A 23,040-nucleotide genomic window follows, 5' to 3' on the forward strand; every position below is an offset into this window, starting at 1 on the left:
GGGGAAGGTGCCGCTGATGACTGACGATCTTAAGAAGAGAGGTGGCCGGGAAGGCCCTCCGGACGATCCCGGCCACCGCAGCACCGACCGAGTGGTGTTCGGCGTCACCGCCGTCATCACCCTGGCCTTCGTGATCTGGGGCTGGGCCGCCACGGACTCGCTGGAGAGCGTGTCCACGAAGATGCTCGACGGCCTGATCCACAACGCCGGCTGGGCCTTCATCCTGGCCGCCTCGGGCTTCGTGGTCTTCGCCCTGTGGCTGGCGATCAGCCGCTACGGCCGCATCCACCTCGGCGCCGAGGGCGAGAAACCCGAGTTCAAGACCGTGTCCTGGGTCGCGATGATGTTCAGCGCGGGCATGGGCATCGGGCTGATGTTCTACGGCGTGAGCGAGCCGCTCTCGCACTACAACGCCCCACCGCCCGGCACCAACCCTGCCGACTCCGCAGAGCGCATGGAGACGGCGATGGCCACCACCCTCTTCCACTGGACGCTGCACCCCTGGGCGATCTACGCGGTGGTCGGCCTCGCCATCGCCTACAGCACCTTCCGCAAGCGCCGGCGCCAGACCATCAGCGCGGTGTTCACCCCGCTGATCGGTGAGAAGCACGCCAACGGCGCCGGGGGACGGGTGATCGACATCCTCGCGATCATCGCCACCGTCTTCGGCTCCGCGGCCTCCCTCGGCCTCGGCGCGCTCCAGATCGGCTCCGGCTTCCAGGAGTTGGACTGGATGGACGACGTCAGCGAGGGCCTGCTCGTCGCCATCATCGCCGTACTGACCCTGGCCTTCGTCCTCTCGGCCGTCTCCGGCATCGAGCGGGGCATCCAGTGGCTGTCCAACACCAACATGGTGCTCGCCCTGATCCTCGCGGTCTTCGTGTTCATCGCGGGCCCCACGATCATCGTGCTCGACCTGCTGCCCACCTCGATCTTCGCCTACCTGGGCGACCTGCCCCAGCTCGCCGGCCGCACCGAGGCCAGCGGCGGCGAAGGGGTCGCCGACTGGCTCGGCAGCTGGACCGTCTTCTACTGGGCCTGGTGGATCTCCTGGACGCCGTTCGTGGGCATGTTCATCGCACGCATCAGCCGCGGGCGCACCATCCGGCAGTTCGTCGGCGGCGTCATCCTCGTGCCCAGCACCGTCAGCCTCATCTGGTTCGCGATCTTCGGCGGTACGGCGATGAAGCTGAGGGAAGGCGGCGCACTCGCCGGTGAGGACACCCCCGAGGGGCAACTCTTCGCCGTGCTGCAGGAGTTCCCGATCGCGACCGCCACCAGCCTGCTGGTGATGATCCTGGTCGGCATCTTCTTCGTCTCGGGCGCCGACGCCGCGTCCATCGTGATGGGCACGCTGTCCCAGAAGGGGGCACTGGAACCCGGCCGGTTCGTCGTCGTGTTCTGGGGCGTGGTGACCGGAGCCGTCGCCGCCATCATGCTGCTCGTCGGAAGCGGTCAGGGCGATGCGCTCACCGGCCTGCAGAACCTCACGATCCTGGCAGCCGCGCCGTTCGTCCTCGTGATGATCGGCATGTGCGTCGCACTCATGCGCGATCTGCGCCGGGACCCGATCATCGTGCGCACCGAGATGGGCTCGGAGGCTGTCGAACTCGCCGTGATCGAGGGCCACAAGAAGTATGACGGAGACTTCGAGATCAGGGTCGGCCCGGGCGCCGGCACCGAGACGGAGGGCGACCCGCTGGGCCACGACCACGGCTGAGCGGCACGCACGCACGCGGGAGGGGGCGAGCCGCAGAGCCGCCTCCTCCGCGTGCCACACCCCCCGCGCGGCCGACGCGTTCCTTCGGCCAGCCGTTCGCAGTCGTCCGGGGGCGTATGCGGAATATGTCATGCCGCGCTCATATCGGTCCCGCTCTGGGGATACTCACAGCATGTCTGCCGAGTACGCGACCTTCGGCCTGGCACCGGCAATGCGTGCCGGTGGCGTCCTCGCCAACGGTGACTACCAGGTGCACCGGGATTTCGTGGACTTCATCGTCGACGGACGCCCGCTGCTGTTCCAGCTCTCCGACCTCGACGCCGTCTCCCCTCTCGCCTCCGACGTCCCGCCCGCCATCTTCACCGCACAGGTCCGCAGCCTGCTGCTGGAGGCGGAGGCCCCGCTTCCAGGCGGCCGCTACGTCATCTACGGCTGCCCCGAATGCGAGGACCTCGCATGCGGAGCGGTCACCGCGCTCATCGACAAGGTGGGCGACGACTACGTCTGGCGGGACTTCGCCTGGCAGACCGACGAACACGCCGACCTGGAGCTCAACGGCTACCACGGCATCGGGCCCTTCCGCTTCCACGCCGCCGAGTACCGCTCGGCGCTGGGCTCCCTGCTCGACGGCGACTCCGAGGCGCCCCGCCGCCGGGTCCTGCTCATCGGCGCCCGCGTCGCCCTCCTGGCCAAGCTCGCCGCCGCCCTGCGCACCATCGGCATCGGCGTCGAGATCACCCACGACGTGAGCGGCGTCGCCGTCGACGAACTGCGCACCTACGGCGCCGTCGCCTTCGGCCGTGGCATCGGCGAGGAAAAGCGCGCCGCAGCACGCCGCGCCTTCATGGAGGCCGGAGTCGACGTGGCGTACGTCGACGGCCTCGCGCCGATCGTGCCGTTGCTGGTCGCGCAGATCGAACACGCCCTGGACCGCAGCCCGGTCGAACAGCGGCGCCTGACCCGTCTGGTGGCCGCCGACGGTGAGGCGGGCGTCGAGGTCACCTCGCCGTGCCGCGTCCAGCTCACCGCGTACCGCCTCGACCGCCTCTACCGCACCCACACCCACGAGGTCTTCGACGGCGTCCTGGAAGCGGGCCGCCACCGCATCGCGCTGGACGCGAAGGCAGTGAAGGGGGAGTCGTTCGTGGTGGCGCGGACCTCGGGGGGTGTGCTGGTGGAGGCGATGGCGCGCTGAAACGAAGGTGCTCGCGGCCCTGCGCGGCGACTAGGATCGCGCTCTGTGAGTGCCACCCTCGTCGCCAAGAACCTCGCCGCCGGTCACGGCGACCGTTCCCTGTTCAGCGGGCTCGACCTCGTCGTGGCGCCCGGAGACGTGATCGGCCTGGTAGGGGCCAACGGCGCGGGCAAGTCCACGCTGCTGCGCCTGCTCGCCGGGCTGACCGCACCGGAGGAGGGCGAGCTGCGGCTGTCCCCGCCGACCGCGACCGTCGGTCACCTCCCGCAGGAGCCGGAGCGGCGGCCGGGCGAGACCGTACGCGAGTTCCTGGCCCGGCGCACCGGAGTCGCCGAGGCCCAGCGGACCATGGACGAGGCGACACAGGCCCTCGTCGACGGGGCGCCCGGCGCGGACGACGCGTACGCCACCAGCCTGGAGCGCTGGCTCGACCTGGGCGGCGCCGACCTGGACGAGCGGGCGGAGGAGACCGCCGACTCGCTGGGCCTGGCCGTGGACCTGGACCAGCCGATGACCTCCCTGTCCGGCGGCCAGGCGGCACGGGCCGGCCTCGCCTCGCTGCTCCTGTCGCGCTACGACGTCTTCCTGCTCGACGAGCCGACGAACGACCTGGACCTCGACGGCCTGGAGCGCCTGGAGCGCTTCGTCGGGGGCCTGCGCGCCGGCACCGTGGTCGTCAGCCACGACCGCGAGTTCCTCACCCGCACGGTCACCAAGGTCCTCGAACTCGACCTCGCCCAGCAGCAGATCAACCTCTACGGCGGCGGCTACCAGGCCTACCTGGAGGAGCGCGACGTGGCCCGCCGCCACGCCCGCGACGACTACGAGGAGTACGCCGACAAGAAGGCCGCCCTCCAGGACCGTGCGCAGACCCAGCGCGCCTGGATGGACAAGGGCGTGAAGAACGCGCGGCGCAAGGCGAGCAACGACAACGACAAGATCGGCCGCAAGTTCCGCAGCGAGGCCAGTGAGAAGCAGGCCGCGAAGGCCCGCCAGACCCAGCGCATGATCGAGCGCCTGGAGGTCGTCGACGAGCCGCGCAAGGAGTGGGACCTGCGCATGGAGATCGCCTCGGCACCGCGTTCGGGCGCGGTGGTCGCGACCCTGCGCGACGCCGAGGTACGACGCGGCGACTTCAGCCTCGGCCCGGTGTCCCTGCAGATCGACTGGGCGGACCGGGTGGCCGTCACGGGCGCCAACGGCGCGGGCAAGTCGACGCTGCTGGGTGCCCTACTGGGCCGTATCCCTCTCACCGGCGGACAGTCGGCGCTCGGCTCCGGTGTCCTGATCGGCGAGGTCGACCAGGCCCGCAAGCTGTTCCACGGCGAGGAGTCGCTCCTGGACGCCTTCTGCGCCGCGGTGCCGGACACCGAACCGGTGGAAGTGCGCACCCTCCTGGCCAAGTTCGGACTGAAGTCGGAGCACGTCCTGCGCTCGGCGGCCACCCTCTCCCCGGGTGAACGCACCCGGGCCGCGCTGGCGCTGCTGCAGGGCCGGGGCGTCAACCTCCTGGTCCTCGACGAGCCGACCAACCACCTCGACCTGCCGGCCATCGAGCAACTGGAATCGGCCCTGGACGCCTATGAGGGCACGCTGCTCCTGGTCACCCACGACCGCCGGATGCTCGACGCGGTCCATGTCACGCGCCGCCTGGAGGTCGCCGACGGCAAGGTGACCGAGCGCTAGCGAGGAGCTCCGCCGCCGGCTCAGGCGAGCCGGCCGGCCAGCTCCGGGTAGTCGACGACGAACCCGTCGTCGTCGAACTCGATGTCGCTGCGGAAGTCGCCGGAGGCGAAGCGAATCCGGTTGTGCCCCAGGTGCGTGTAGGTCTGGCGGGACGGGACGACGGCCAGGTCGGGCACCGACACCCACGCCATCAGGAACTCCCGTTCCCCGGGCGCCAGACGGAGCCTGTGCCGCAGCACCGGCATCGTATTGGTGAGCGGGCACAGGCCCAGGTCGCAGTCGAGGGCGTCGTCGACTGCGGGTACGTGCTCGCCGCCGGCCGTCCACCGGCCCGCTCCGTCGTGCCGCAGGTCGAGCGTGCGCGTGCCGACCGCGGACTCGGCGGTGACGCGCAGCCGACGCGTCACGAAGCCGTCGGCCGTGTCGAGTTCGTACGTGATCCAGTACGGCTCCGGCGTCGTCCCGACCGCCCGGCCGCGGGCTCGCAGGGCATCCTCGCCGAGCTCGGTCCACGCGGTCTCGATGCCCTTGCTCCCCGACACTGCCCAGGTGATGACACGCGACTTCGGCATGCTGTCACCCTAGGTGCGAACGGGCCCGGACCCTCCGTGTCACTTCCGTGTCGCTCGGAGAGTCCGGGCCCGCCTGTCGCCTCAGCGCTTGCCCTTCGGGTCGACCAGGCCGGCGCGGCGCAGGGCGTCGGCCATCGCGCTGTTCGCCGGAGGCGGTGCCTGGCGCGAGCCGCCACCGCCACCGCCTCCACCTCCGCCGCCGCGGCTCTGGCGCTGCTGGGGCGGCCGGCCACCCCGCTGCCGGCGCTCGCCGCCGCCCCCGCCCCCGCCCTGCTGACGCTCGGGAGCGGCCTCGTCGTCGAGGCGCAGGGTCAGGGAGACCCGCTTGCGCGGGATGTCGACGTCGAGGACCTTCACCTTGACGATGTCACCGGGCTTGACCACGTCCCGCGGGTCCTTGACGAACGTCTTCGACATCGCGGAGACATGCACCAGCCCGTCCTGGTGGACACCGACGTCCACGAACGCCCCGAAGGCCGCCACGTTCGTCACGACACCCTCCAGGACCATCCCGGAGGCCAGGTCGGAGATCTTCTCGACGCCTTCCTTGAAGGTGGCCGTCTTGAAGGCGGGACGCGGGTCGCGCCCGGGCTTCTCCAGCTCCTTGAGGATGTCCGTGACGGTCGGCAGACCGAACGTCTCGTCCACGTAGTCGTTCGCCTTCAGCGACCGCAGCACGCTCGTGTTGCCGACGAGTGCGGCGACCTGCTGACCCGACGTCTTCACCATCCGCCGGACCACGGGGTACGCCTCGGGGTGCACGCTGGACGCGTCCAGCGGGTCGTCGCCGCCGCGGATGCGCAGGAAGCCCGCACACTGCTCGTACGCCTTCGGGCCGAGCCGTGCCACGTTCTTCAGCTGCGAGCGGGACTTGAACGGGCCGTTCGCGTCGCGGTGGGACACGATGTTCTCGGCGAGTCCGGAGGTGATGCCGGAGACGCGCGCGAGCAGGGGTGCGGAGGCGGTGTTGACGTCGACGCCGACGCCGTTCACACAGTCCTCCACCACCGCGTCCAGCGAGCGCGACAGCTTCACCTCGGACAGGTCGTGCTGGTACTGGCCGACGCCGATCGACTTCGGGTCGATCTTCACCAGCTCGGCGAGCGGGTCCTGGAGCCGGCGCGCGATGGAGACCGCGCCGCGCAGCGACACGTCCATGTCGGGCAGCTCCTGGGACGCGAACGCGGAGGCCGAGTACACCGAGGCGCCGGCCTCGGACACCATCACCTTGGTGAGCTGCAACTCCGGGTGCTTGGTGATCAGTTCACCGGCGAGCTTGTCCGTCTCGCGCGACGCCGTGCCGTTGCCGATCGCGACCAGCTCGACCGCGTGCTCCTTCGCCAGGCGGGCGAGCTTGGCGATCGCCTCGTCCCACTTGTTCGCCGGGACGTGCGGATGGATCACGTCCGTGGCCACCACCTTGCCGGTGGCGTCGACGACGGCGACCTTCACGCCCGTACGGAAGCCGGGGTCCAGGCCCAGCGTCGCGCGCGTGCCGGCGGGGGCGGCGAGCAGCAGGTCGCGGAGGTTGGCCGCGAACACGCCCACGGCCTCGTCCTCGGCGGCGGTGCGCAGGCGCAGCCGCAGGTCGATGCCGAGGTGGACGAGGATGCGGGTCCGCCAGGCCCAGCGGACCGTGTCCTTCAGCCACTTGTCGCCGGGGCGGCCGCGGTCGGCGATCGCGAACTTGTGGGCGACGATGCCCTCGTACGACGAGGGCCCCTCGGTGGGCTCCTCCGGCTCCAGGACGAGGTCGAGGACCTCCTCCTTCTCGCCGCGCAGCATCGCCAGGATGCGGTGCGAGGGCAGCTCGGTGAACGGCTCGGCGAAGTCGAAGTAGTCCGCGAACTTCGCGCCGGCCTCCTCCTTGCCCTCCCGCACCTTGGCGGCCAGCCGGCCGCGCCCCCACATGCGCTCGCGCAGCTCGCCGATCAGGTCGGCGTCCTCCGAGAACCGCTCCGTGAGGATCGCCCGGGCGCCGTCCAGGGCGGCCTGCGGATCGGGCACGCCCTTGTCGGCGTCCACGAACGCCGCGGCGGCCGCGAGGGGGTCGACCGCCGGGTCGCCGAGCAGACCCTCGGCGAGCGGCTCGAGGCCGGCCTCGCGGGCGATCTGTGCCTTGGTTCTGCGCTTCGGCTTGTACGGCAGGTAGATGTCCTCGAGCCGCGCCTTCGTCTCGGCGGCGCGGATCCGGGCCTCCAACTCCTCGGTCAGCTTGCCCTGCTCACGCACCGACTCGAGGATCGCGGTGCGCCGCTCCTCCAGCTCCCGCAGATAGCGCAGCCGCTCCTCGAGCGTGCGCAGCTGCGCATCGTCGAGCATCTCCGTCGCTTCCTTGCGGTAGCGGGCGATGAAGGGCACCGTCGAACCGCCGTCGAGCAGCTCCACGGCGGCCTTCACCTGCCGCTCTCGTACGCCGAGCTCCGCGGCGATCCTGTCTTCGATGGACCCTACGAGGGGTGTCGTCACGATCCCGTCCCGCCTTCTCACTGAGGTTGCGCGGCAATTGTGGCAGGTGGCACCGACAACCGGGGATCAGGGCGGCGACCCGGCCGGTCGTGGCGGGTCGCGGGCCCGATGGCGGGAGGCAATCAGACCCTGCGGCTGCGCGTGCTGCTGGAGGCTCCGCCGAAGAGCCGAGCGAGAGCGCGGAACGGCAGCGTGACGACAGTGGCGATGGCGCCACCGATCTGGCGCAGTACGTCTGCGATGGCACGGAACACGTGATCACCCTTTACTTGTGGTTGGGGATCCCGAGTACCGCGCCACCGGCTTGCTATGCAGCGTGATCCGAATGCCTGTTGCAGCCGGTCGTCCCGGCCCGGCTGGCGCCGGGGATCAGGACTTGCCGAGGAGGTCCTGGGGGAAGGCCCCCGCCGCCACCGCCGCGCGCGTGAACCCCGTGGCGAGTTCCGTGAGACGTGCGACCCGCTCCGCGCCGAGATGTTCGTACGGTGCTCGGTCGAGGCGGTCCGTTGCGGACTCGATGCGTTCGCGCAGGGCGACGCCGGCCGGGGTGAGGTCACCGGTGTCGTCCAGGAGGCCGCGCTCGCGCAGGCGGTCGGACGCCGCGTCCCAGTCCTCCCGGGTCCAGCCACGCGTGCTGCACACCCACTTCGGAGTCATGCCCTTGCCGGTCGCGGTGTGGGTCACCACCGCCTCGAGGCCGTCGAGCCCCTCGGACATCAGTACGGCGAGGTGCCCGTCGCCCCGGTGCTCGCGCAGCAGCGTCGTGGCGTGGAAGTAGGCCAGGTGGGTCTCCTCGGGGACCGGCAGGTCCGCGTGCGCCGAGTACAGGGGGCGGGCGCTGCGGGAACACGCCTCTGTGGCCTGGAGCGCCAGGTGCGCGGCCTCCGCCATCTCCGGGGACGTCACCGCCTCCTCGCCCAGCAGCCGCCGTAGGGCCGCGTCGACCGCACGCGTGCGTGCCGCCAGTACGTCCTGCGGGGACGCGATCGTCCAGACCGCCGGTACGTGCCGGGCCACCAGGTCGTACTTGTAGTTGTAGAACGTCGCCGTCACCGCGCCCGCGCCGACCGGGCCCAGCGCGGCCGCCCTGACCGCGAAGTTGACCGCCCTGGGGTGCGTGATCCCTAGGGCGCCCAGCTCCTTCCCCGTTTCGGGGGCGAAGTAGGACGTGGAGTGCAGGGAGTTGAGCATGTTGTGGCAGCGGCGGGCGGCACGCGGTTCCAGGGCGGAAGTAGTCATGGTCGGCACGTTACCAACCGCTTGGTACGTGGCTCGGGTCGATGCGGATCGTGGCAGGAAAGGTGGGGTCCTCGTCATTGCGGTCATGCGGTCGCTCTCCAAGAATCGATGACATGGCGCAGCGAACCGTTCTCTTCGTCCTCTTCGACGGCGTACAGAGTCTCGACGTGACCGGCCCGCTCGAGGTCTTCGCGGGGGCCGAGAAGCATCGCGCGGGCACCTACCGCATCCGCACGGCATCCCTGGACGGCGCCCCCGTCCGCACCTCCAGCAACCTGACCGTCGTACCGGACGAATCCCTCACCGACGTCTGCGAGCCGCACACACTCCTCGTCCCGGGCGGTGAAGGCACGCGTGATCCGCAGCCCGGGCTGACCGACTGGCTGCGCGAGCACGGACCCCGCGCCGAGCGCCTGGTGTCCGTCTGCACCGGCGCGATCCTGCTCGCCGCGGCCGGCCTGCTGGACGGCCGCCGCGCCACGACCCACTGGGCGTACTGCGACAAGCTCGCCCGTGACCACCCGGGCGTGGAGGTCGACCCGGACCCCATCTACGTACGGGACGGGCACGTCGCCACCTCCGCCGGCGTCACCTCCGGCATCGACCTCGCGCTCGCGCTGGTCGAGGAGGATCTGGGCCGGGACGTGGCCCTCGGTATCGCCCGCCACCTGGTGGTCTTCCTGCGCCGGCCCGGAAACCAGGCGCAGTTCAGCGCCCAGCTCGCCGCCCAGACCGCCCAGCGCGAACCCCTCCGGGAGGTCCAGCGCTGGATCACCGAGCACCCCGACGCCGACCTGACCGTCGAGACGCTCGCCGCCCGCGCCAGCCTCTCCGCGCGCCACTTCGCACGCGCCTTCCGGACCGAGACCGGCATGACCCCCGGCCGCTATGTGGACCGGGTCCGTCTCGAACACGCCCGGCGCCTCCTGGAGGACACGAGCGACGGCATCGAGGAGATCTCCCGGGCCAGTGGCTACGGCACGCCCGAAGCCATGCGTCGCGCCTTCATCAAGACGCTCGGGGCCGCCCCGATCGAGTACCGCCGCCGGTTCCGCCCGGTTCCAGCCGGCTGACTTTCCTTCCGAAGGGACGAACCATGCAGATCGCGATGGTCCTGTACGACCGCTTCACCGCCCTCGACATCGTGGGACCGTACGAGGCGTTGAGCCGCCTCCCGGACGCTCGGGTCGACTTCGTCGCCGAGTCCGCGGGACCGGTGCGTGCCGACACGGGGTTCCTCGCCCTCACCGCCGACAAGGCCCTGGCCGACGTACCGCACCCCGATGTCGTCGTGGTGCCGGGCGGACCCGGGACGTTTGCCGAGATCGAGAACGAGGCCCTGCTGGAGTGGCTCAGGGCCGCCGACGCCACGAGCACCTGGACGACCTCCGTCTGCTCCGGCTCGCTGCTGCTCGGCGCCGCAGGCCTCCTTCAGGGCCGCCGCGCCACGTCCCACTGGCTCACCCTGGACTTCCTGCCGCAGTACGGTGCCGAGCCCACGGGCGAGCGCGTCGTACCCGATGGCAAATACATCACCGCGGCCGGTGTCTCCTCCGGCATCGACATGGCCCTGACCCTGGTCGGGAAGATCGCCGGTGACGAACACGCCCAGGCGGTCCAGCTGCTGACCGAGTACGACCCCCAGCCGCCCTACGACGCCGGCTCCCCGCAGAAGGCGCCCGCGCACCTCGTCGAGGAGTTCCGCACGAACAGCCGCTTCAGCCTGGTGTAGGCACGTTCCAGGTGAAGCGGGGCTGCCTGCGCTCCAGGAACGCGGCGACGCCCTCCGCGGTGTCGCCGCTTCCGCGCGCCTGCTCCGCCCAGTGCTCGTCGCGGTCGGTGCGCCCGTCCGCGAACTCCTTCGCCGCGGCCTGCGTCAGCTGCGAGCGGGAGGCGAGGATCCGAGTGAACTCCAGCACCCGCTTGCCGAGTTCACCCTCGGGCAGCACCTCGTCCACCAGGCCCGTGCGCAGGGCCCGCTCCGTCTCGATCAACTCACCCGAGAACAGCAGGTACTTGGTGGTGGCCGGGCCCACCAGCGACGCCAACCGGCGCGTGGAGGAAGCCGGATACACGATCCCGAGCTTCGCCGGTGTCACCCCGAACAGCGACCCCTCCTCGGCGAACCGCAGGTCGCACGCCGCCGCCAGCTGCGACCCGCCGCCCACACAGTGCCCCCGGACCGCCGCCAGCGTCGGCTTCGGAAAGGCCGCCAGTGCCTCCTCGGCGGCCACCGCCAGCCGCTGAGCCTCCTGCGGCGAGCCCTGGAGCGTGGAGATGTCGGCGCCCGCGCAGAACGTCCCGCCCTCACCGGTGAGCACCAGCGCCCGAACGCCCGGATCGGCGGCCAGGGTGCCGAGCAGCGGCGGCAGCGCCCCCCACATCGCGGCCGTCATGGCGTTGCGCTTGGCCGGATGGTGGATGACGACGGTGGCGACCGAGTCGGTGACGCTGTGCAGCAGCTGGGGCTCCATGCGGCGGATGCTATCCGCTTGCGCCGAACGGCCGATCAGGAAGGGTCGCGCGGCCGATTACGACAGAAGGTGCAAAGTGAAGTAAAGGAAGAGTGTCGGCCGAGGAGGCGCTGATGGCCAGGTCCAGCAAACCCACGGGTGAGGCCGCGAAACTGCAGCGCGGCTTCGGCCTGCTCGCCGCCCTCGGCGTGCTGCTGGTCGTCGGGGGAGTGATCGGCCTGCTCTACACCGCCTTCGCCACGCTGACCTCGATGCTGCTGTTCGGCTGGCTGCTGCTGATCGGCGGCGTCGTAGGCCTGTTGCACGCGGTCCAGGCGCGCGGCACCAACTTCTTCTGGCTCGGTGTGGTCGTCGCCGCGCTGAACATCGCGGCCGGCGTGGTGGTGATCCGCAGACCGGAGGCGGCGGCCGAGGCGCTGGCCATGTTCGCCGCCCTGCTGTTCCTCACGGGCGGGCTGTTCCGGCTGGTCGGGAGCCTGGTGGTGCGCGGTCCGCAGTTCGGCTGGACCCTGCTGCAGGGCGCGTTCGACCTGTTCCTCGGCATCCTGGTGCTCAGCACCTGGCCCAGCAGCAGGTACGTCATCGGTACCCTTTTCTCCCTCGCCCTGCTCTTCGACGGGCTCGGCCTGATCGCCACGGGCTACGGCGGCCGCCGGATCGTCGGGATGGTCACGGAGAAGGACGCCGCCAAACCCGTACAACCCGAATAGTTCGTGAAGTCGGCACCAAGCGGCGCCGGAGCGGTCCCACAACTGACCGTGTCATACGCCAACGATCAGAAACGCTCGATATCTGCTGACTTCTGTTCAGTCCTACGGCGCGGACCTGCGCGTTATCAACACTCGACGTGTGGTGACAATCGAGCGCGAGGGTGGCGACCGGACGATGGAGAACCACGGGCGCGGGTCCGGCCCACGCCCAGCAGGCGGCGCGGACGAGCCCCTCGTCCAGCGGCCGCCGAGTCCACTGCCGTACGAGGGCGTCTGGCGGTTCACCGCCCCCGCCGTCGACGCCTCGGTCCCGCAGGCCCGGCACGCCGTACGGGACCTGCTGTACCGCCAGGGCGTGCCGGTCCCCGACGATCTGGTCCAGGGGGTGTTGCTGATCGTGTCGGAGCTGGTCACGAACGCCGTCCGGCATGCGGCGTTGCTGTCGCCGACGCTCGCCGTGGAGGTCGCCGTCGGTGCCGAGTGGCTGCGGGTGTCGGTGGAGGACAACCACCCCTACCGCCCGACCGCCCTGGAGGCCGATCACGGCCAGACAGGTGGCCGCGGGCTGCTGCTGGTGCGCGAGGTGACCCGGGAGGCGGGCGGTGTGTGCGACGTCGAGCACACGGCGAGCGGGGGCAAGGTGATCTGGGCCGCCGTGCCGCTCAAGCCCGCGCGCGTGCCCTAGGGCCTGCCGGACCGGCCCCGGCCCTCGTCACCAGCCGGCCGACGGACCCGTCAGCTCCTTGACCGCGGGGCGAGCCGCGTCGAGCACGGTCATGAACCAGGACGAGAAGGTGTCCTTCGCGTGGCGCTCCGCCAGCTCGGCCGGCGTCACGAAGGCCGTCTCGCCGACCTCCTCCGGGTCCGGCCGCAGCGGGGACTGCACAAGTCCGACGAAGAGGTGGTTGTACTCCTGCTCCACCAGGCCCGAGTCCGGGTCCGGGTGGTTGTAGCGGACCGTGCCCGCCTCGGCGAGCAGCGACGGGGAGACGCCGAGTTCCTCATGGGTGCGCCGGGCCGCGGCGGCGAAGGGCGCCTCGCCGGGGTAGGGGTGGCCGCAGCAGGTGTTGGACCAGACACCGGGGGAGTGGTATTTGCCGAGTGCGCGCTGCTGGAGCAGCAGCCGGCCGTGCTCGTCGAAGAGGAACACGGAGAAGGCGCGGTGCAGCTGCCCGGGAGGCTGATGGGCGGCGAGCTTCTCCGCGGTGCCGATCGTCACACCGTTCTCGTCGACCAGTTCCAGCAAAATCGCGTCTGCGGCGCCGTTCGACGGACTGTGCGTCGCGGTGGCAGGTGTGATCGGCATACCCATCCTTCACTTCGGTCTTGCGCCCCAAGTGTGCCGTACGAATCCGGCACTCCCGGCAGTTGATCGTGCCCGGCGCGGCGGGCACGGAACCGTCGGCGGGGGCGCTGTGAGCATGAGGACGCGGCCTACCACCGGATCGCTGCATTCCGTCCGTACTGACGTCTTATCGGACCGTACGGTTGTTTCAGTGACAGAGTCGGGCCTCGTGCTCGGCGTGCCCGACCGGCTCCAGCTGGAAGGTGCAGTGCTCCACGTCGAAGTGGTCGCCGAGGCAGCCCTGGAGCTCGTGCAGCATCTTCTCGTGGCCGATCGCGTTCAGTGCGTCGGAGCGGACCACCACATGGGCCGACAGCACCGGCATGCCGGACGTGATCGTCCAGGCGTGCAGGTCGTGGATGTCCTCGACACCGTCCAGGGCGAGTATGTGGGCCCGCACCTCAGCCATGTCGACGTCCTTGGGAGCCGACTCCAACAGGACGTCGAGGGTCTCGCGCAGCAGCTTCACGGTGCGCGGCACGATCATCAGGCCGATGACGAGCGAGGCGATCGGGTCGGCGGCCTGCCAGCCGGTGGTCAGGATCACCGCCGCGGAGATCAGCACCGCGAGCGAGCCCAGCGCGTCCGCGGCCACCTCCAGGAACGCGCCGCGCACGTTCAGGCTCTCCTTCTGGCCCTGCACCAGCAGCGTGAGCGAGATCATGTTCGCGACCAGGCCGACCGCGCCGAACACGATCATCAGGCCGCCGTTGGTCTCGGCCGGCGTGAGGAACCGCTCGATCGCCTCGTACAGGACATAGCCGCCGACGCCCAGCAGGAGCAGACAGTTGGCGAGGGCTGCGAGGATCTCCGCGCGGGCGAGGCCGAAGGTGCGCTTCTCGCTCGGCGGGCGGTTCGCGAAATGGATGGCGAGCAGGGCCATGGCCAGGCCCACCGCGTCCGTTGCCATGTGGGCCGCGTCCGCGATCAGGGCGAGCGAGTCCGCGGCCACACCGCCGACGATCTGGACCACCATGACGCCGAGGGTGATCGACAGCGCGACGCGCAGTCTTCCGCGGTACGCGGCTGCCGCTGTGCCGGTCGTCGGCGCGTGCGCATGCCCGTGCCCGTGATCGTGCCCAGCCCCCATGAGAAAGCCGCCCTTCCGCGGTCCGTCGACGATCGGAATGTCCGATCGGAATTCCGTCCGGGATCACAGTGAACTACGGGTGGGGGGTATCCGGCAACGCGGCACTGAACACCGTTGTCATGTGCCCTGACCTGCGGAAACGATCCGCAGGTCAGGGCGCTTCACATGATCAGTCGGCCGCTCGGTCGCCGTGGTGCAGCAGCCACCCCTGCCACGCCGACTCGACCATCTCGGGTACCCCGCGCCGAGCCGTCCAGCCGAGCTCCTCGGCGGCCAGCGCGGCCGACGCGACCGCGCGCGGGGCGTCTCCGGGGCGCCGGGCCTCGACGAGGGCGGGGCGGGCGTCGCCGGTGACTTCTCCGATCACAGTGATCAGCTCACGCACGGAGACGCCCTCGCCGCGACCGATGTTGACCGTCAGATCGCCGTCCGTGTCCGCTTCGGTGAGACGCCGGGCCGCCGCCAGGTGCGCCTCGGCGAGGTCGGCGACATGGATGTAGTCGCGCACGCAGGTGCCGTCGGGCGTCGGATAGTCGTCGCCGAAGATCCGCGGGGCCTCGTCACGGGTGAGCCGGTCGAAGACCATGGGGACGATGTTGAAGACGCCCGTGTCGGCCAGTTCGGGCGACGCGGCGCCGGCGACGTTGAAGTAGCGCAGGCACACGGTCGAGATGCCGTGCGCCCGGCCCGCCGCCCGCACCAGCCACTCCCCGGTGAGCTTGGTCTCGCCGTACGGGTTCACCGGCGCGCAAGCAGTGTCCTCCGTGATGAGGTCCACATCCGGGTTGCCGTAGACCGCCGCGGACGACGAGAACAGGAACCGCTTGATCCCCGCCTCGGCGACCGCCTCCAGGAGCGTGGCGAGGCCGCCCACGTTCTCCCTGTAGTAGCGGGTCGGCTGCGCCACGGACTCGCCGACCTGCTTGCGTGCGGCGAGATGCACCACACCCGTCACCGCGTGCTCCGCGAACACCCGCTTCAGTAGGTCACCGTCCAGCGACGAGCCCTGGACGAGCGGGATGTCCGCAGGGAGCCGTGCGGGATACCCGGCCGAGAGGTCGTCCAGTACGAGAACCCGCTCCCCGGCGTCCGTCATGGCCCGCGCCACATGTGCTCCGATGTAGCCGGCTCCGCCTGTGATCAGCCATGTCATGGTCGCCCACCCTATGACGGGTCCCCGGCGGGGCATGCAATGTCCCCGATGCCCCGGTCTGCGAGCGCGAGTTTGTGGGCGGACCCCGCGATCCGTGATGATGATCGCGGCAAAGCTCAGGGCAAACCACGTTGATCGCTCCGCCAAACGGCCGGTGAACGCTGGCTTCCAATCATCCGATAGCCTCTGCCGACACGCCGCCCGGCCGACACCGGCGGGGGCGCCGCCACCATGTACATGACCGGCGCGAATGCCGGTATCCAGGGAGTGAGTTCGGTTGTCGACCGCCATCCTCACCGGTCAGCCGGTGCCCGGATCGTCGATCGAGGGCGATCTGCGGTCCCTCGGCTATGACGTGCGGGTCGCCGCCGACACCGCCGACGCCGAGACCCTGCTCGCCCAGGTGCCCGGCGACCAGCGGGTCGCCGTGGTCGACGCCGGCTTCGTCGGCCACCTGCACGCGCTGCGCCTCGGCCTGACCGACCCCCGCTTCCCGCTCGCCGCGATCCCGGGCGCCGTCACGGCCCAGCCGGCCGGACGCCAGGCGCTGACCCGGGTGATGGCTCGCGAGAACTCCGCGGGCGGCGGTACGGCCGTCGCCGTCGACAGCCTCGCCGACCGCATCGTCACCGCCCTCGACCACGACGGCACCGACGTGCACCGCCCCGAGCTCGGCAGCCTGGTCGCCGCCGTACCGGCCGACCCGCAGGCCCGCAACGAGGCACGGCAGGCCGTCGCCGCCGTCGACGACGAGGCCGTACGTCTGAAGTCAGCCGTGAAGTCCCGGGACGGCTTCTTCACGACCTTCTGCATCAGCCCGTACTCCCGCTACATCGCCCGCTGGTGCGCCCGCCGGGGCCTGACCCCCAACCAGGTCACCACCGCCTCCCTCATCACCGCGCTCATCGCGGCGGGCTGCGCGGCCACCGGCACCCGGGGCGGGTTCATCGCGGCCGGCGTCCTGCTGATCGCGTCCTTCGTCCTGGACTGCACGGACGGCCAGCTCGCCCGCTACTCCCTGCAGTACTCCACGCTCGGCGCCTGGCTCGACGCCACCTTCGACCGGGCCAAGGAGTACGCCTACTACGCCGGCCTCGCACTGGGAGCCGCCCGCGGCGGGGACGACGTATGGGCCCTCGCCCTCGGCGCGATGGTCCTCCAGACCTGCCGGCACGTCGTCGACTTCTCCTTCAACGAGGCCAACCACGACGCCACCGCGAACACCAGCCCCACCGCCGCGCTCTCCGACAAGCTCGACAGCGTCGGCTGGACGGTGTGGGTGCGCCGGATGATCGTCCTGCCGATCGGCGAGCGCTGGGCGATGATCGCGGTGCTCACGGCCGTCACGACGCCCCGTATCACCTTCTACGTCCTGCTCGTGGGCTGTGCCTTCGCGGCGACGTACACCACGGCGGGGCGGGTGCTGCGGTCGCTGACCCGCAAGGCGCGCCGCACCGACCGGGCCGCGCAGGCACTGGCCGACCTCGCGGACTCGGGGCCGCTCGCGCAGGGCCTGGCCGGGGTCTTCAAGAACGCCGCGGGCCGACTGCCCGGCATCGCCGCCCCCGCCCTGGCCCTCCTCGGCGGTCTCGCCCTCCTCGGCCTGGCCGCACAGCCCGGCTTCGGCGGTCCGTGGGCGGTCATCGGAGCCGTCGTCTACGCCGTCACCTCGGCCCTGGCTGTCGCCCGCCCCCTCAAGGGCGCGCTCGACTGGCTCGTCCCGCCCTTCTTCCGGGCCGCCGAATACAGCCTCGTGCTGCTGCTCGCAGCCAAAGCCGAGGTGAACGGAGCCCTTCCTGCGGCTTTCGGCCTGGTGGCCGCTGTCGCCTACCATCACTACGACACGGTGTACCGCATCCGCGGCAACGCCGGAGCGCCCCCGGCCTGGCTGGTGCGCGCCATCGGGGGGCACGAAGGACGGACGCTGCTCGTCACCGTCCTCGCCGCGGTGCTCTCCGCGTCGCAGTTCAGTGTCGCGCTCACGGTGCTCGCCGTGGCCGTGGCCCTCGTGGTGCTCGTCGAGAGCATCCGCTTCTGGGTGTCCTCCGGGGCACCCGCCGTACACGATGAAGGAGAACCCGCATGATCGGCCTCGTGCTGGCGGCCGGCGCCGGACGGCGTCTGCGCCCCTACACCGACAGCCTTCCCAAGGCTCTGGTGCCGGTGGGGCCCGCGGGCATAGAGGGCGAACCCACGGTTCTCGACCTGACTCTCGGCAACTTCGCCGAGATCGGTCTGACCGAGGTCGCGATCATCGTCGGCTACCGCAAGGAGGCCGTGTACGCGCGCAAGGAAGCCCTTGAGCAGAAGTACGGCCTCAAGCTCACCCTCATCGACAACGACAAGGCCGAGGAGTGGAACAACGCCTACTCCCTGTGGTGCGGCCGTGACGCCCTCAAGGACGGCGTGATCCTCGCCAACGGCGACACCGTGCACCCGGTCTCCGTCGAGAAGACGCTGCTCGCCGCCCGCGGCGACGGCAAGAAGATCATCCTCGCCCTGGACACGGTGAAGAGCCTGGCCGACGAGGAGATGAAGGTCGTCGTCGACCCCGAGAAGGGCATGACGAAGATCACCAAGCTGATGGACCCCGCCGAGGCGACCGGTGAGTACATCGGCGTGACCCTCATCGAGGGCGACGCCGCCCCCGAGCTGGCCGACGCCCTCAAGGCGGTGTGGGAGACCGACCCGCAGCAGTTCTACGAGCACGGCTACCAGGAGCTCGTGAACCGCGGCTTCCGCATCGATGTGGCGCCGATCGGCGACGTCAAGTGGGTGGAGATCGACAACCACGACGATCTCGCCCGCGGACGGGAGATCGCGTGCCAGTACTGACCCGGCTGATTCCCTCGCCGGTGGTCGTGGACATCCGCCCGGGTGCCCTCGACGACCTGGCCTGCGTGCTCGCCGACGAGCGCATCTCGCACTCCGGCAAGCTGGCCGTCGCGGTCAGCGGCGGTTCCGGTGTCCGGCTGAAGGAGCGGCTCGCTCCCGCGCTGCCCGGCGCCACCTGGTACGAGGTCGGCGGCGGCACCCTCGACGACGCGGTCCAGCTGGCCGGTGCCATAAGGGCCGGCCACTTCGACGCGGTCGTCGGGCTCGGCGGAGGCAAGATCATCGACTGCGCCAAGTTCGCCGCGGCGCGCGTCGGTCTGCCGCTGGTCGCCGTACCGACGAACCTGGCGCACGACGGGCTGTGCTCGCCGGTCGCCACCCTCGACAACGACGCCGGGCGCGGCTCCTACGGTGTGCCGAACCCGATCGCGGTCGTCATCGACCTGGACGTCATCCGCGACGCCCCGGTGCGCTTCGTGCGGGCCGGCATCGGCGACGCCGTCTCCAACATCTCCGCGATCGCGGACTGGGAGCTGGCGAACCGCGTCAAGGGCGAGAAGATCGACGGCCTCGCGGCGGCGATCGCCCGGCAGGCCGGCGAGGCGGTGCTGCGCCACCCCGGCGGCATCGGGGACACCGACTTCCTCCAGGTGCTGGCCGAGGCGCTGGTGCTCAGCGGTATCGCCATGTCGGTGTCGGGTGACTCCCGGCCGTCGTCCGGCGCGTGCCACGAGATCAACCACGCCTTCGACCTGCTGTTCCCGAGGCGCGCCGCCGCCCACGGCGAGCAGTGCGGACTGGGCGCGGCCTTCGCGATGTACCTGCGCGGAGCTCACGAGGAGTCGGCCTACATGGCCGAGGTGCTGCGTCGGCACGGGCTGCCGGTACTGCCGGAGGAGATCGGCTTCACGGACGACGAATTCGTCCGCGCCGTCGAGTTCGCTCCGCAGACCAGGCCCGGCCGCTACACGATCCTCGAACACCTCGACCTGACAACCGACCAGATCAAGGACATCTACGCCGACTATGTCAAGGCCATCGGTAGCTGAACTCCGCCCCGTCGTCCACCCCGCGGGGGTGAAGGACAGGCGCAGCGGTGAGCACTGGATGGGACGCCTCTACATGCGCGAGGTGTCCCTGCGGGTCGACCGCTACCTGGTGAACACCAGGGTCACGCCCAACCAGCTCACATACCTGATGACCGTATGCGGCGTACTCGCGGCCCCGGCACTTCTCGTGCCGGGGATCCCGGGGGCCGTGCTCGGCGTGGTCATGGTCCAGCTCTACCTGCTGCTGGACTGCGTCGACGGCGAGGTCGCGCGCTGGAAGAAGCAGTACTCCCTGGGCGGGGTCTACCTCGACCGCGTCGGTGCCTACCTCACCGACGCCGCGGTGCTCGTCGGCTTCGGCCTGCGCGCGGCGGACCTGTGGGGCAGCGGCCGTATCGACTGGCTGTGGGCCTTCCTCGGCACCCTGGCCGCCCTCGGTGCCATCCTGATCAAGGCCGAGACCGACCTCGTCGGGGTCGCCCGGCACCAGGCCGGGAAGCCGCCGGTCCAGGAGGCCGCGTCCGAGATGCGCTCCTCCGGCATGGCGCTGGCCCGCAAGGCCGCCGGTGCCCTCAAGTTCCACCGCCTCGTCCTCGGCATCGAGGCGTCCCTGCTGATCCTGGTCCTGGCGATCGCCGACCAGATCCGCGGCGACCTCTTCTTCTCCCGGCTCGGCGTCGCGGTGCTGGCCGGCATCGCGCTGCTGCAGACCGTGCTGCACCTGGTGTCCATCCTCGCGTCGAGCAGGCTGAAGTGAGCGCGCCGATGAAGGTCGGCGCGGTGATCATCACGATGGGCAACCGCCCCGACGAACTGCGCGCCCTCCTCGACTCCGTCGCCAAGCAGGACGGCGACCGGGTCGAGGTCGTCGTCGTCGGCAACGGCTCGCCGGTCCCGGACGTCCCCGAAGGCGTCCGGACGGTCGAGCTGCCGGAGAACCTCGGTATCCCCGGCGGCCGCAACGTCGGCATCGAGGCCTTCGGCCCCAGCGGTCACGAAGTCGACATATTGCTCTTTCTCGACGACGACGGTCTCCTCGCCCACCACGACACCGCCGAGCTGTGCCGCGCGGCCTTCGCTGCCGACCCGCAGCTCGGCATCATCAGCTTCCGCATCGCCGACCCGGACAACGGCGTCACCCAGCGCCGGCACGTCCCCCGGCTGCGCGCCTCCGACCCGATGCGCTCCTCCCGGGTCACCACGTTCCTCGGCGGCGCCAACGCCGTCCGTACCCAGGTCTTCGCCGAAGTCGGCGGGCTGCCGGACGAATTTTTCTACGCGCACGAGGAAACCGACCTGGCATGGCGGGCCCTCGACGCGGGCTGGATGATCGACTACCGGTCCGACATGGTGCTGTACCACCCCACGACCGCGCCCTCGCGGCACGCGGTCTACCACCGCATGGTCGCCCGCAACCGCGTCTGGCTCGCCCGCCGCAACCTTCCCGCCCCCCTTGTCCCGGTCTATCTGGGCGTCTGGATGCTGCTCACCCTCGCCCGCCGTCCCTCCCGCCCCGCCCTGCGGGCATGGTTCGGCGGATTCCGGGAAGGCTGGACCACTTCATGCGGTCCCCGCAGGCCCATGAAGTGGCGTACGGTGTGGCGGCTGACCCGACTGGGCCGACCTCCCGTCATCTGACAAGCTCGACCCTGAGAGCAGCCACCGGACCGTACCCCGGCCCCAGGTTCATGCCATGCCCGCACAGGCTGCGCATCTCGAAGACGAAAGTTTCAACTGGTGAGTGAGACAACGCACGACGGCTCAGTCGCGGTGAGCGCGCCTCCGTCGCCCGACGAGGGACTCACGGCGGCCGAGCTGGCCGCCAAGTACGGGCTGTCCGTGAGCGGCGCCCGCCCCTCGCTGTTCGAGTACGTCCGTCAGCTCTGGGACCGGCGGCACTTCATCCTCGCGTTCTCGCGGGCGAAGCTGACCGCCCAGTACAGCCAGGCGAAGCTCGGCCAGCTCTGGCAGGTGGCCACCCCGCTGCTGAACGCGGCCGTGTACTTCTTCATCTTCGGCCTGATCCTCCAGGCCGACCGCGGCATGTCCCGCGAGGTGTACATCCCGTTCCTGGTCACCGGCGTCTTCGTCTTCACCTTCACGCAGAGCTCGGTGATGGCGGGCGTACGCGCGATCTCCGGCAACCTCGGCCTGGTCCGTGCCCTGCACTTCCCGCGCGCCTCACTGCCGATCTCCTTCGCGCTCCAGCAGCTCCAGCAGCTGCTGTTCTCGATGATCGTGCTGTTCGCCGTGGCCCTGGCCTTCGGCAGCTACCCGGCGATGTCCTGGCTGCTGATCGTTCCGGTGCTCGTCCTGCAGTTCCTCTTCAACACCGGCCTGGCGATGATCATGGCCCGGGCGGGTTCCAAGACGCCGGACCTGGCGCAGCTCATGCCGTTCGTGATGCGTACGTGGATGTACGCGTCCGGCGTGATGTTCTCCATCCCGATCATGCTCGAGGGCAAGCCGGAGTGGATCGCGACCGTCCTGCAGTGGAACCCGGCCGCCGTCTACATGGACCTGATGCGCTTCGCCCTCATCGACGGCTACGGCTCCTCGAACCTGCCCGACCACGTCTGGGCGGTCGCGCTCGGCTGGTCCCTGCTGGTGGCCGTCGGCGGCTTCGTGTACTTCTGGAAGGCGGAGGAGAGGTACGGCCGTGGCTGAGCAGAGGACGGATTCCCACATCCCCACCGTCATCGCGGACGAGCTGCACATTGTCTACCGCGTCAACGGCGCCAAGACCGGCAAGGGCAGCGCCACCGCCGCGCTGAGCCGCATTCTCAAGCGTGGCGAGGAGCGGGGCGTGCGCAAGGTGCACGCGGTCCGCGGCGTCTCCTTCGTCGCCTACCGCGGCGAGGCCATCGGCCTGATCGGCTCCAACGGCTCCGGCAAGTCCACCCTGCTGCGCGCCATCGCCGGACTGCTCCCGCCCGAGACGGGCAAGGTCTACACCGACGGCCAGCCCTCGCTGCTGGGCGTGAACGCGGCGCTGATGAACGACCTCACCGGCGAGCGCAACGTCATATTGGGCGGGCTCGCCATGGGCATGTCCCGCGAGCAGATCAAGGAGCGCTACCAGGAGATCGTCGACTTCTCGGGCATCAACGAGAAGGGCGACTTCATCACCCTGCCGATGCGCACCTACTCCTCCGGCATGGCGGCCCGGCTGCGGTTCTCCATCGCCGCGGCCAAGGACCACGACGTCCTCATGATCGACGAGGCGCTGGCCACCGGCGACCGCAAGTTCCAGAAGCGCTCCGAGGAACGCATCCGTGAGCTGCGCAAGGAAGCCGGCACCGTGTTCCTCGTCAGTCACAACAACAAGTCGATCCGCGACACCTGCAACCGCGTCCTGTGGCTGGAACGTGGCGAGCTGCGCATGGACGGACCGACGGACGAGGTCCTCAAGGAGTACGAGAAGTTCACGGGCAAGTAGTCCACCCCGACATGGGCCGAGCGGCCCAGCAGGCTTGACCGGGCCCCGCCGGAACTGCCCCGGC

The 23,040-nt window shown here is 70.5% G+C and carries 22 protein-coding genes; 14 read left to right on the plus strand and 8 right to left on the minus strand.

From position 1 onward, the window contains the following. Positions 1 to 16 precede the first annotated feature (16 nt). From ACZ7M7_RS13840 to ACZ7M7_RS13850, 3 genes are all read left to right on the plus strand, one after another. A complete protein-coding gene (locus tag ACZ7M7_RS13840; RefSeq protein WP_472116007.1) occupies positions 17 to 1,720 on the plus strand; it encodes a BCCT family transporter in 1,704 nt (567 codons plus the stop codon). A gap of 172 nt (positions 1,721 to 1,892) precedes the next feature. Continuing rightward, entirely contained in the window at positions 1,893 to 2,915 is a 1,023-nt protein-coding gene (locus ACZ7M7_RS13845) for an oxidoreductase (protein WP_472116010.1), read from the plus strand. A gap of 45 nt (positions 2,916 to 2,960) precedes the next feature. Next, a complete protein-coding gene (locus ACZ7M7_RS13850; RefSeq protein WP_451176712.1) occupies positions 2,961 to 4,601 on the plus strand; it encodes an ABC-F family ATP-binding cassette domain-containing protein in 1,641 nt (546 codons plus the stop codon). Positions 4,602 to 4,621: 20 nt separating this feature from the next. On the opposite strand, the gene ACZ7M7_RS13855 is transcribed toward ACZ7M7_RS13850, so the two are convergent. From ACZ7M7_RS13855 to ACZ7M7_RS13870, 4 genes are all read right to left on the minus strand, one after another. Then, the gene (locus ACZ7M7_RS13855) at positions 4,622 to 5,173 is read right to left on the minus strand and encodes a putative glycolipid-binding domain-containing protein (RefSeq protein WP_472116013.1); all 552 of its coding nucleotides are present in this window, start codon (positions 5,171 to 5,173) and stop codon (positions 4,622 to 4,624) included. Positions 5,174 to 5,254: 81 nt separating this feature from the next. Further along, positions 5,255 to 7,642, minus strand: a complete 2,388-nt coding sequence (locus tag ACZ7M7_RS13860) for a Tex family protein (RefSeq protein ID WP_472116016.1) — start codon at positions 7,640 to 7,642, stop codon at positions 5,255 to 5,257. Positions 7,643 to 7,764: 122 nt separating this feature from the next. After that, entirely contained in the window at positions 7,765 to 7,896 is a 132-nt protein-coding gene (locus tag ACZ7M7_RS13865) for an LPFR motif small protein (RefSeq protein WP_010042827.1), read from the minus strand. Between the two features lie 115 nt (positions 7,897 to 8,011). After that, positions 8,012 to 8,881, minus strand: coding sequence for an SCO6745 family protein (locus tag ACZ7M7_RS13870; protein WP_472116019.1), 870 nt, complete (start codon positions 8,879 to 8,881; stop codon positions 8,012 to 8,014). A 113-nt stretch (positions 8,882 to 8,994) separates the two neighbouring features. On the opposite strand from ACZ7M7_RS13870, the gene ACZ7M7_RS13875 reads away from it, so the two are divergent. Next, positions 8,995 to 9,954: a GlxA family transcriptional regulator gene (locus tag ACZ7M7_RS13875; RefSeq protein WP_472116022.1), complete on the plus strand. Its 960-nt coding sequence runs from the start codon at positions 8,995 to 8,997 to the stop codon at positions 9,952 to 9,954. 23 nt (positions 9,955 to 9,977) lie between these two features. Further along, positions 9,978 to 10,613, plus strand: coding sequence for a DJ-1/PfpI family protein (locus tag ACZ7M7_RS13880; protein ID WP_383600467.1), 636 nt, complete (start codon positions 9,978 to 9,980; stop codon positions 10,611 to 10,613). Here the strand turns inward: ACZ7M7_RS13880 and ACZ7M7_RS13885 are convergent. Continuing rightward, positions 10,600 to 11,355: an enoyl-CoA hydratase/isomerase family protein gene (locus ACZ7M7_RS13885; protein WP_472116026.1), complete on the minus strand. Its 756-nt coding sequence runs from the start codon at positions 11,353 to 11,355 to the stop codon at positions 10,600 to 10,602. The genes ACZ7M7_RS13880 and ACZ7M7_RS13885 overlap by 14 nt on opposite strands. A gap of 113 nt (positions 11,356 to 11,468) precedes the next feature. Here ACZ7M7_RS13885 and ACZ7M7_RS13890 point away from each other — a divergent pair, with 113 nt between their 5' ends. Together ACZ7M7_RS13890 and ACZ7M7_RS13895 are read left to right on the plus strand one after the other, a co-directional pair. Next, complete coding sequence (locus ACZ7M7_RS13890; protein WP_383600462.1) at positions 11,469 to 12,065, plus strand: HdeD family acid-resistance protein; 597 nt, start codon at positions 11,469 to 11,471, stop codon at positions 12,063 to 12,065. A gap of 175 nt (positions 12,066 to 12,240) precedes the next feature. Next, positions 12,241 to 12,750: an ATP-binding protein gene (locus tag ACZ7M7_RS13895; RefSeq protein WP_383601192.1), complete on the plus strand. Its 510-nt coding sequence runs from the start codon at positions 12,241 to 12,243 to the stop codon at positions 12,748 to 12,750. 27 nt (positions 12,751 to 12,777) lie between these two features. Here the strand turns inward: ACZ7M7_RS13895 and idi are convergent, their stop codons facing one another. The 3 genes from idi to galE form a co-directional block, all read right to left on the minus strand. Then, a complete protein-coding gene (gene idi / locus ACZ7M7_RS13900; RefSeq protein ID WP_383600459.1) occupies positions 12,778 to 13,371 on the minus strand; it encodes an isopentenyl-diphosphate Delta-isomerase in 594 nt (197 codons plus the stop codon). Positions 13,372 to 13,558: 187 nt separating this feature from the next. Beyond that, on the minus strand, positions 13,559 to 14,500 hold the full coding sequence (locus ACZ7M7_RS13905; RefSeq protein WP_472116029.1) for a cation diffusion facilitator family transporter: 942 nt from the start codon (positions 14,498 to 14,500) through the stop codon (positions 13,559 to 13,561). Between the two features lie 169 nt (positions 14,501 to 14,669). Beyond that, positions 14,670 to 15,653: a UDP-glucose 4-epimerase GalE gene (gene galE, locus ACZ7M7_RS13910; RefSeq protein WP_383600454.1), complete on the minus strand. Its 984-nt coding sequence runs from the start codon at positions 15,651 to 15,653 to the stop codon at positions 14,670 to 14,672. A 277-nt stretch (positions 15,654 to 15,930) separates the two neighbouring features. On the opposite strand from galE, the gene ACZ7M7_RS13915 reads away from it, so the two are divergent. The 7 genes from ACZ7M7_RS13915 (at position 15,931) to ACZ7M7_RS13945 (ending at position 22,976) form a co-directional block, all read left to right on the plus strand. Further along, positions 15,931 to 17,739, plus strand: a complete 1,809-nt coding sequence (locus ACZ7M7_RS13915; RefSeq protein ID WP_383622024.1) for a DUF5941 domain-containing protein — start codon at positions 15,931 to 15,933, stop codon at positions 17,737 to 17,739. Next, positions 17,736 to 18,488 (plus strand): phosphocholine cytidylyltransferase family protein, encoded by a 753-nt coding sequence (locus ACZ7M7_RS13920; protein WP_369274749.1) that lies wholly within the window; start codon positions 17,736 to 17,738, stop codon positions 18,486 to 18,488. The genes ACZ7M7_RS13915 and ACZ7M7_RS13920 overlap by 4 nt, the downstream gene beginning before the upstream one ends. Continuing rightward, positions 18,476 to 19,537: an iron-containing alcohol dehydrogenase family protein gene (locus ACZ7M7_RS13925; protein ID WP_472116034.1), complete on the plus strand. Its 1,062-nt coding sequence runs from the start codon at positions 18,476 to 18,478 to the stop codon at positions 19,535 to 19,537. The genes ACZ7M7_RS13920 and ACZ7M7_RS13925 overlap by 13 nt, the downstream gene beginning before the upstream one ends. Then, positions 19,515 to 20,294 (plus strand): CDP-alcohol phosphatidyltransferase family protein, encoded by a 780-nt coding sequence (locus tag ACZ7M7_RS13930; protein ID WP_472116037.1) that lies wholly within the window; start codon positions 19,515 to 19,517, stop codon positions 20,292 to 20,294. Before ACZ7M7_RS13925 ends, ACZ7M7_RS13930 begins: the two co-directional genes overlap by 23 nt. An 8-nt stretch (positions 20,295 to 20,302) precedes the next feature. Then, a complete protein-coding gene (locus ACZ7M7_RS13935) occupies positions 20,303 to 21,175 on the plus strand; it encodes a glycosyltransferase family 2 protein (RefSeq protein ID WP_383601191.1) in 873 nt (290 codons plus the stop codon). Between the two features lie 99 nt (positions 21,176 to 21,274). Further along, positions 21,275 to 22,204, plus strand: a complete 930-nt coding sequence (locus tag ACZ7M7_RS13940; protein ID WP_383600438.1) for an ABC transporter permease — start codon at positions 21,275 to 21,277, stop codon at positions 22,202 to 22,204. Then, entirely contained in the window at positions 22,197 to 22,976 is a 780-nt protein-coding gene (locus ACZ7M7_RS13945; RefSeq protein WP_383600436.1) for an ABC transporter ATP-binding protein, read from the plus strand. Before ACZ7M7_RS13940 ends, ACZ7M7_RS13945 begins: the two co-directional genes overlap by 8 nt. The last annotated feature ends 64 nt before the right edge of the window (positions 22,977 to 23,040 follow it).

The sequence above is a fragment of the Streptomyces sp. NPDC111606 genome (assembly GCF_055656945.1).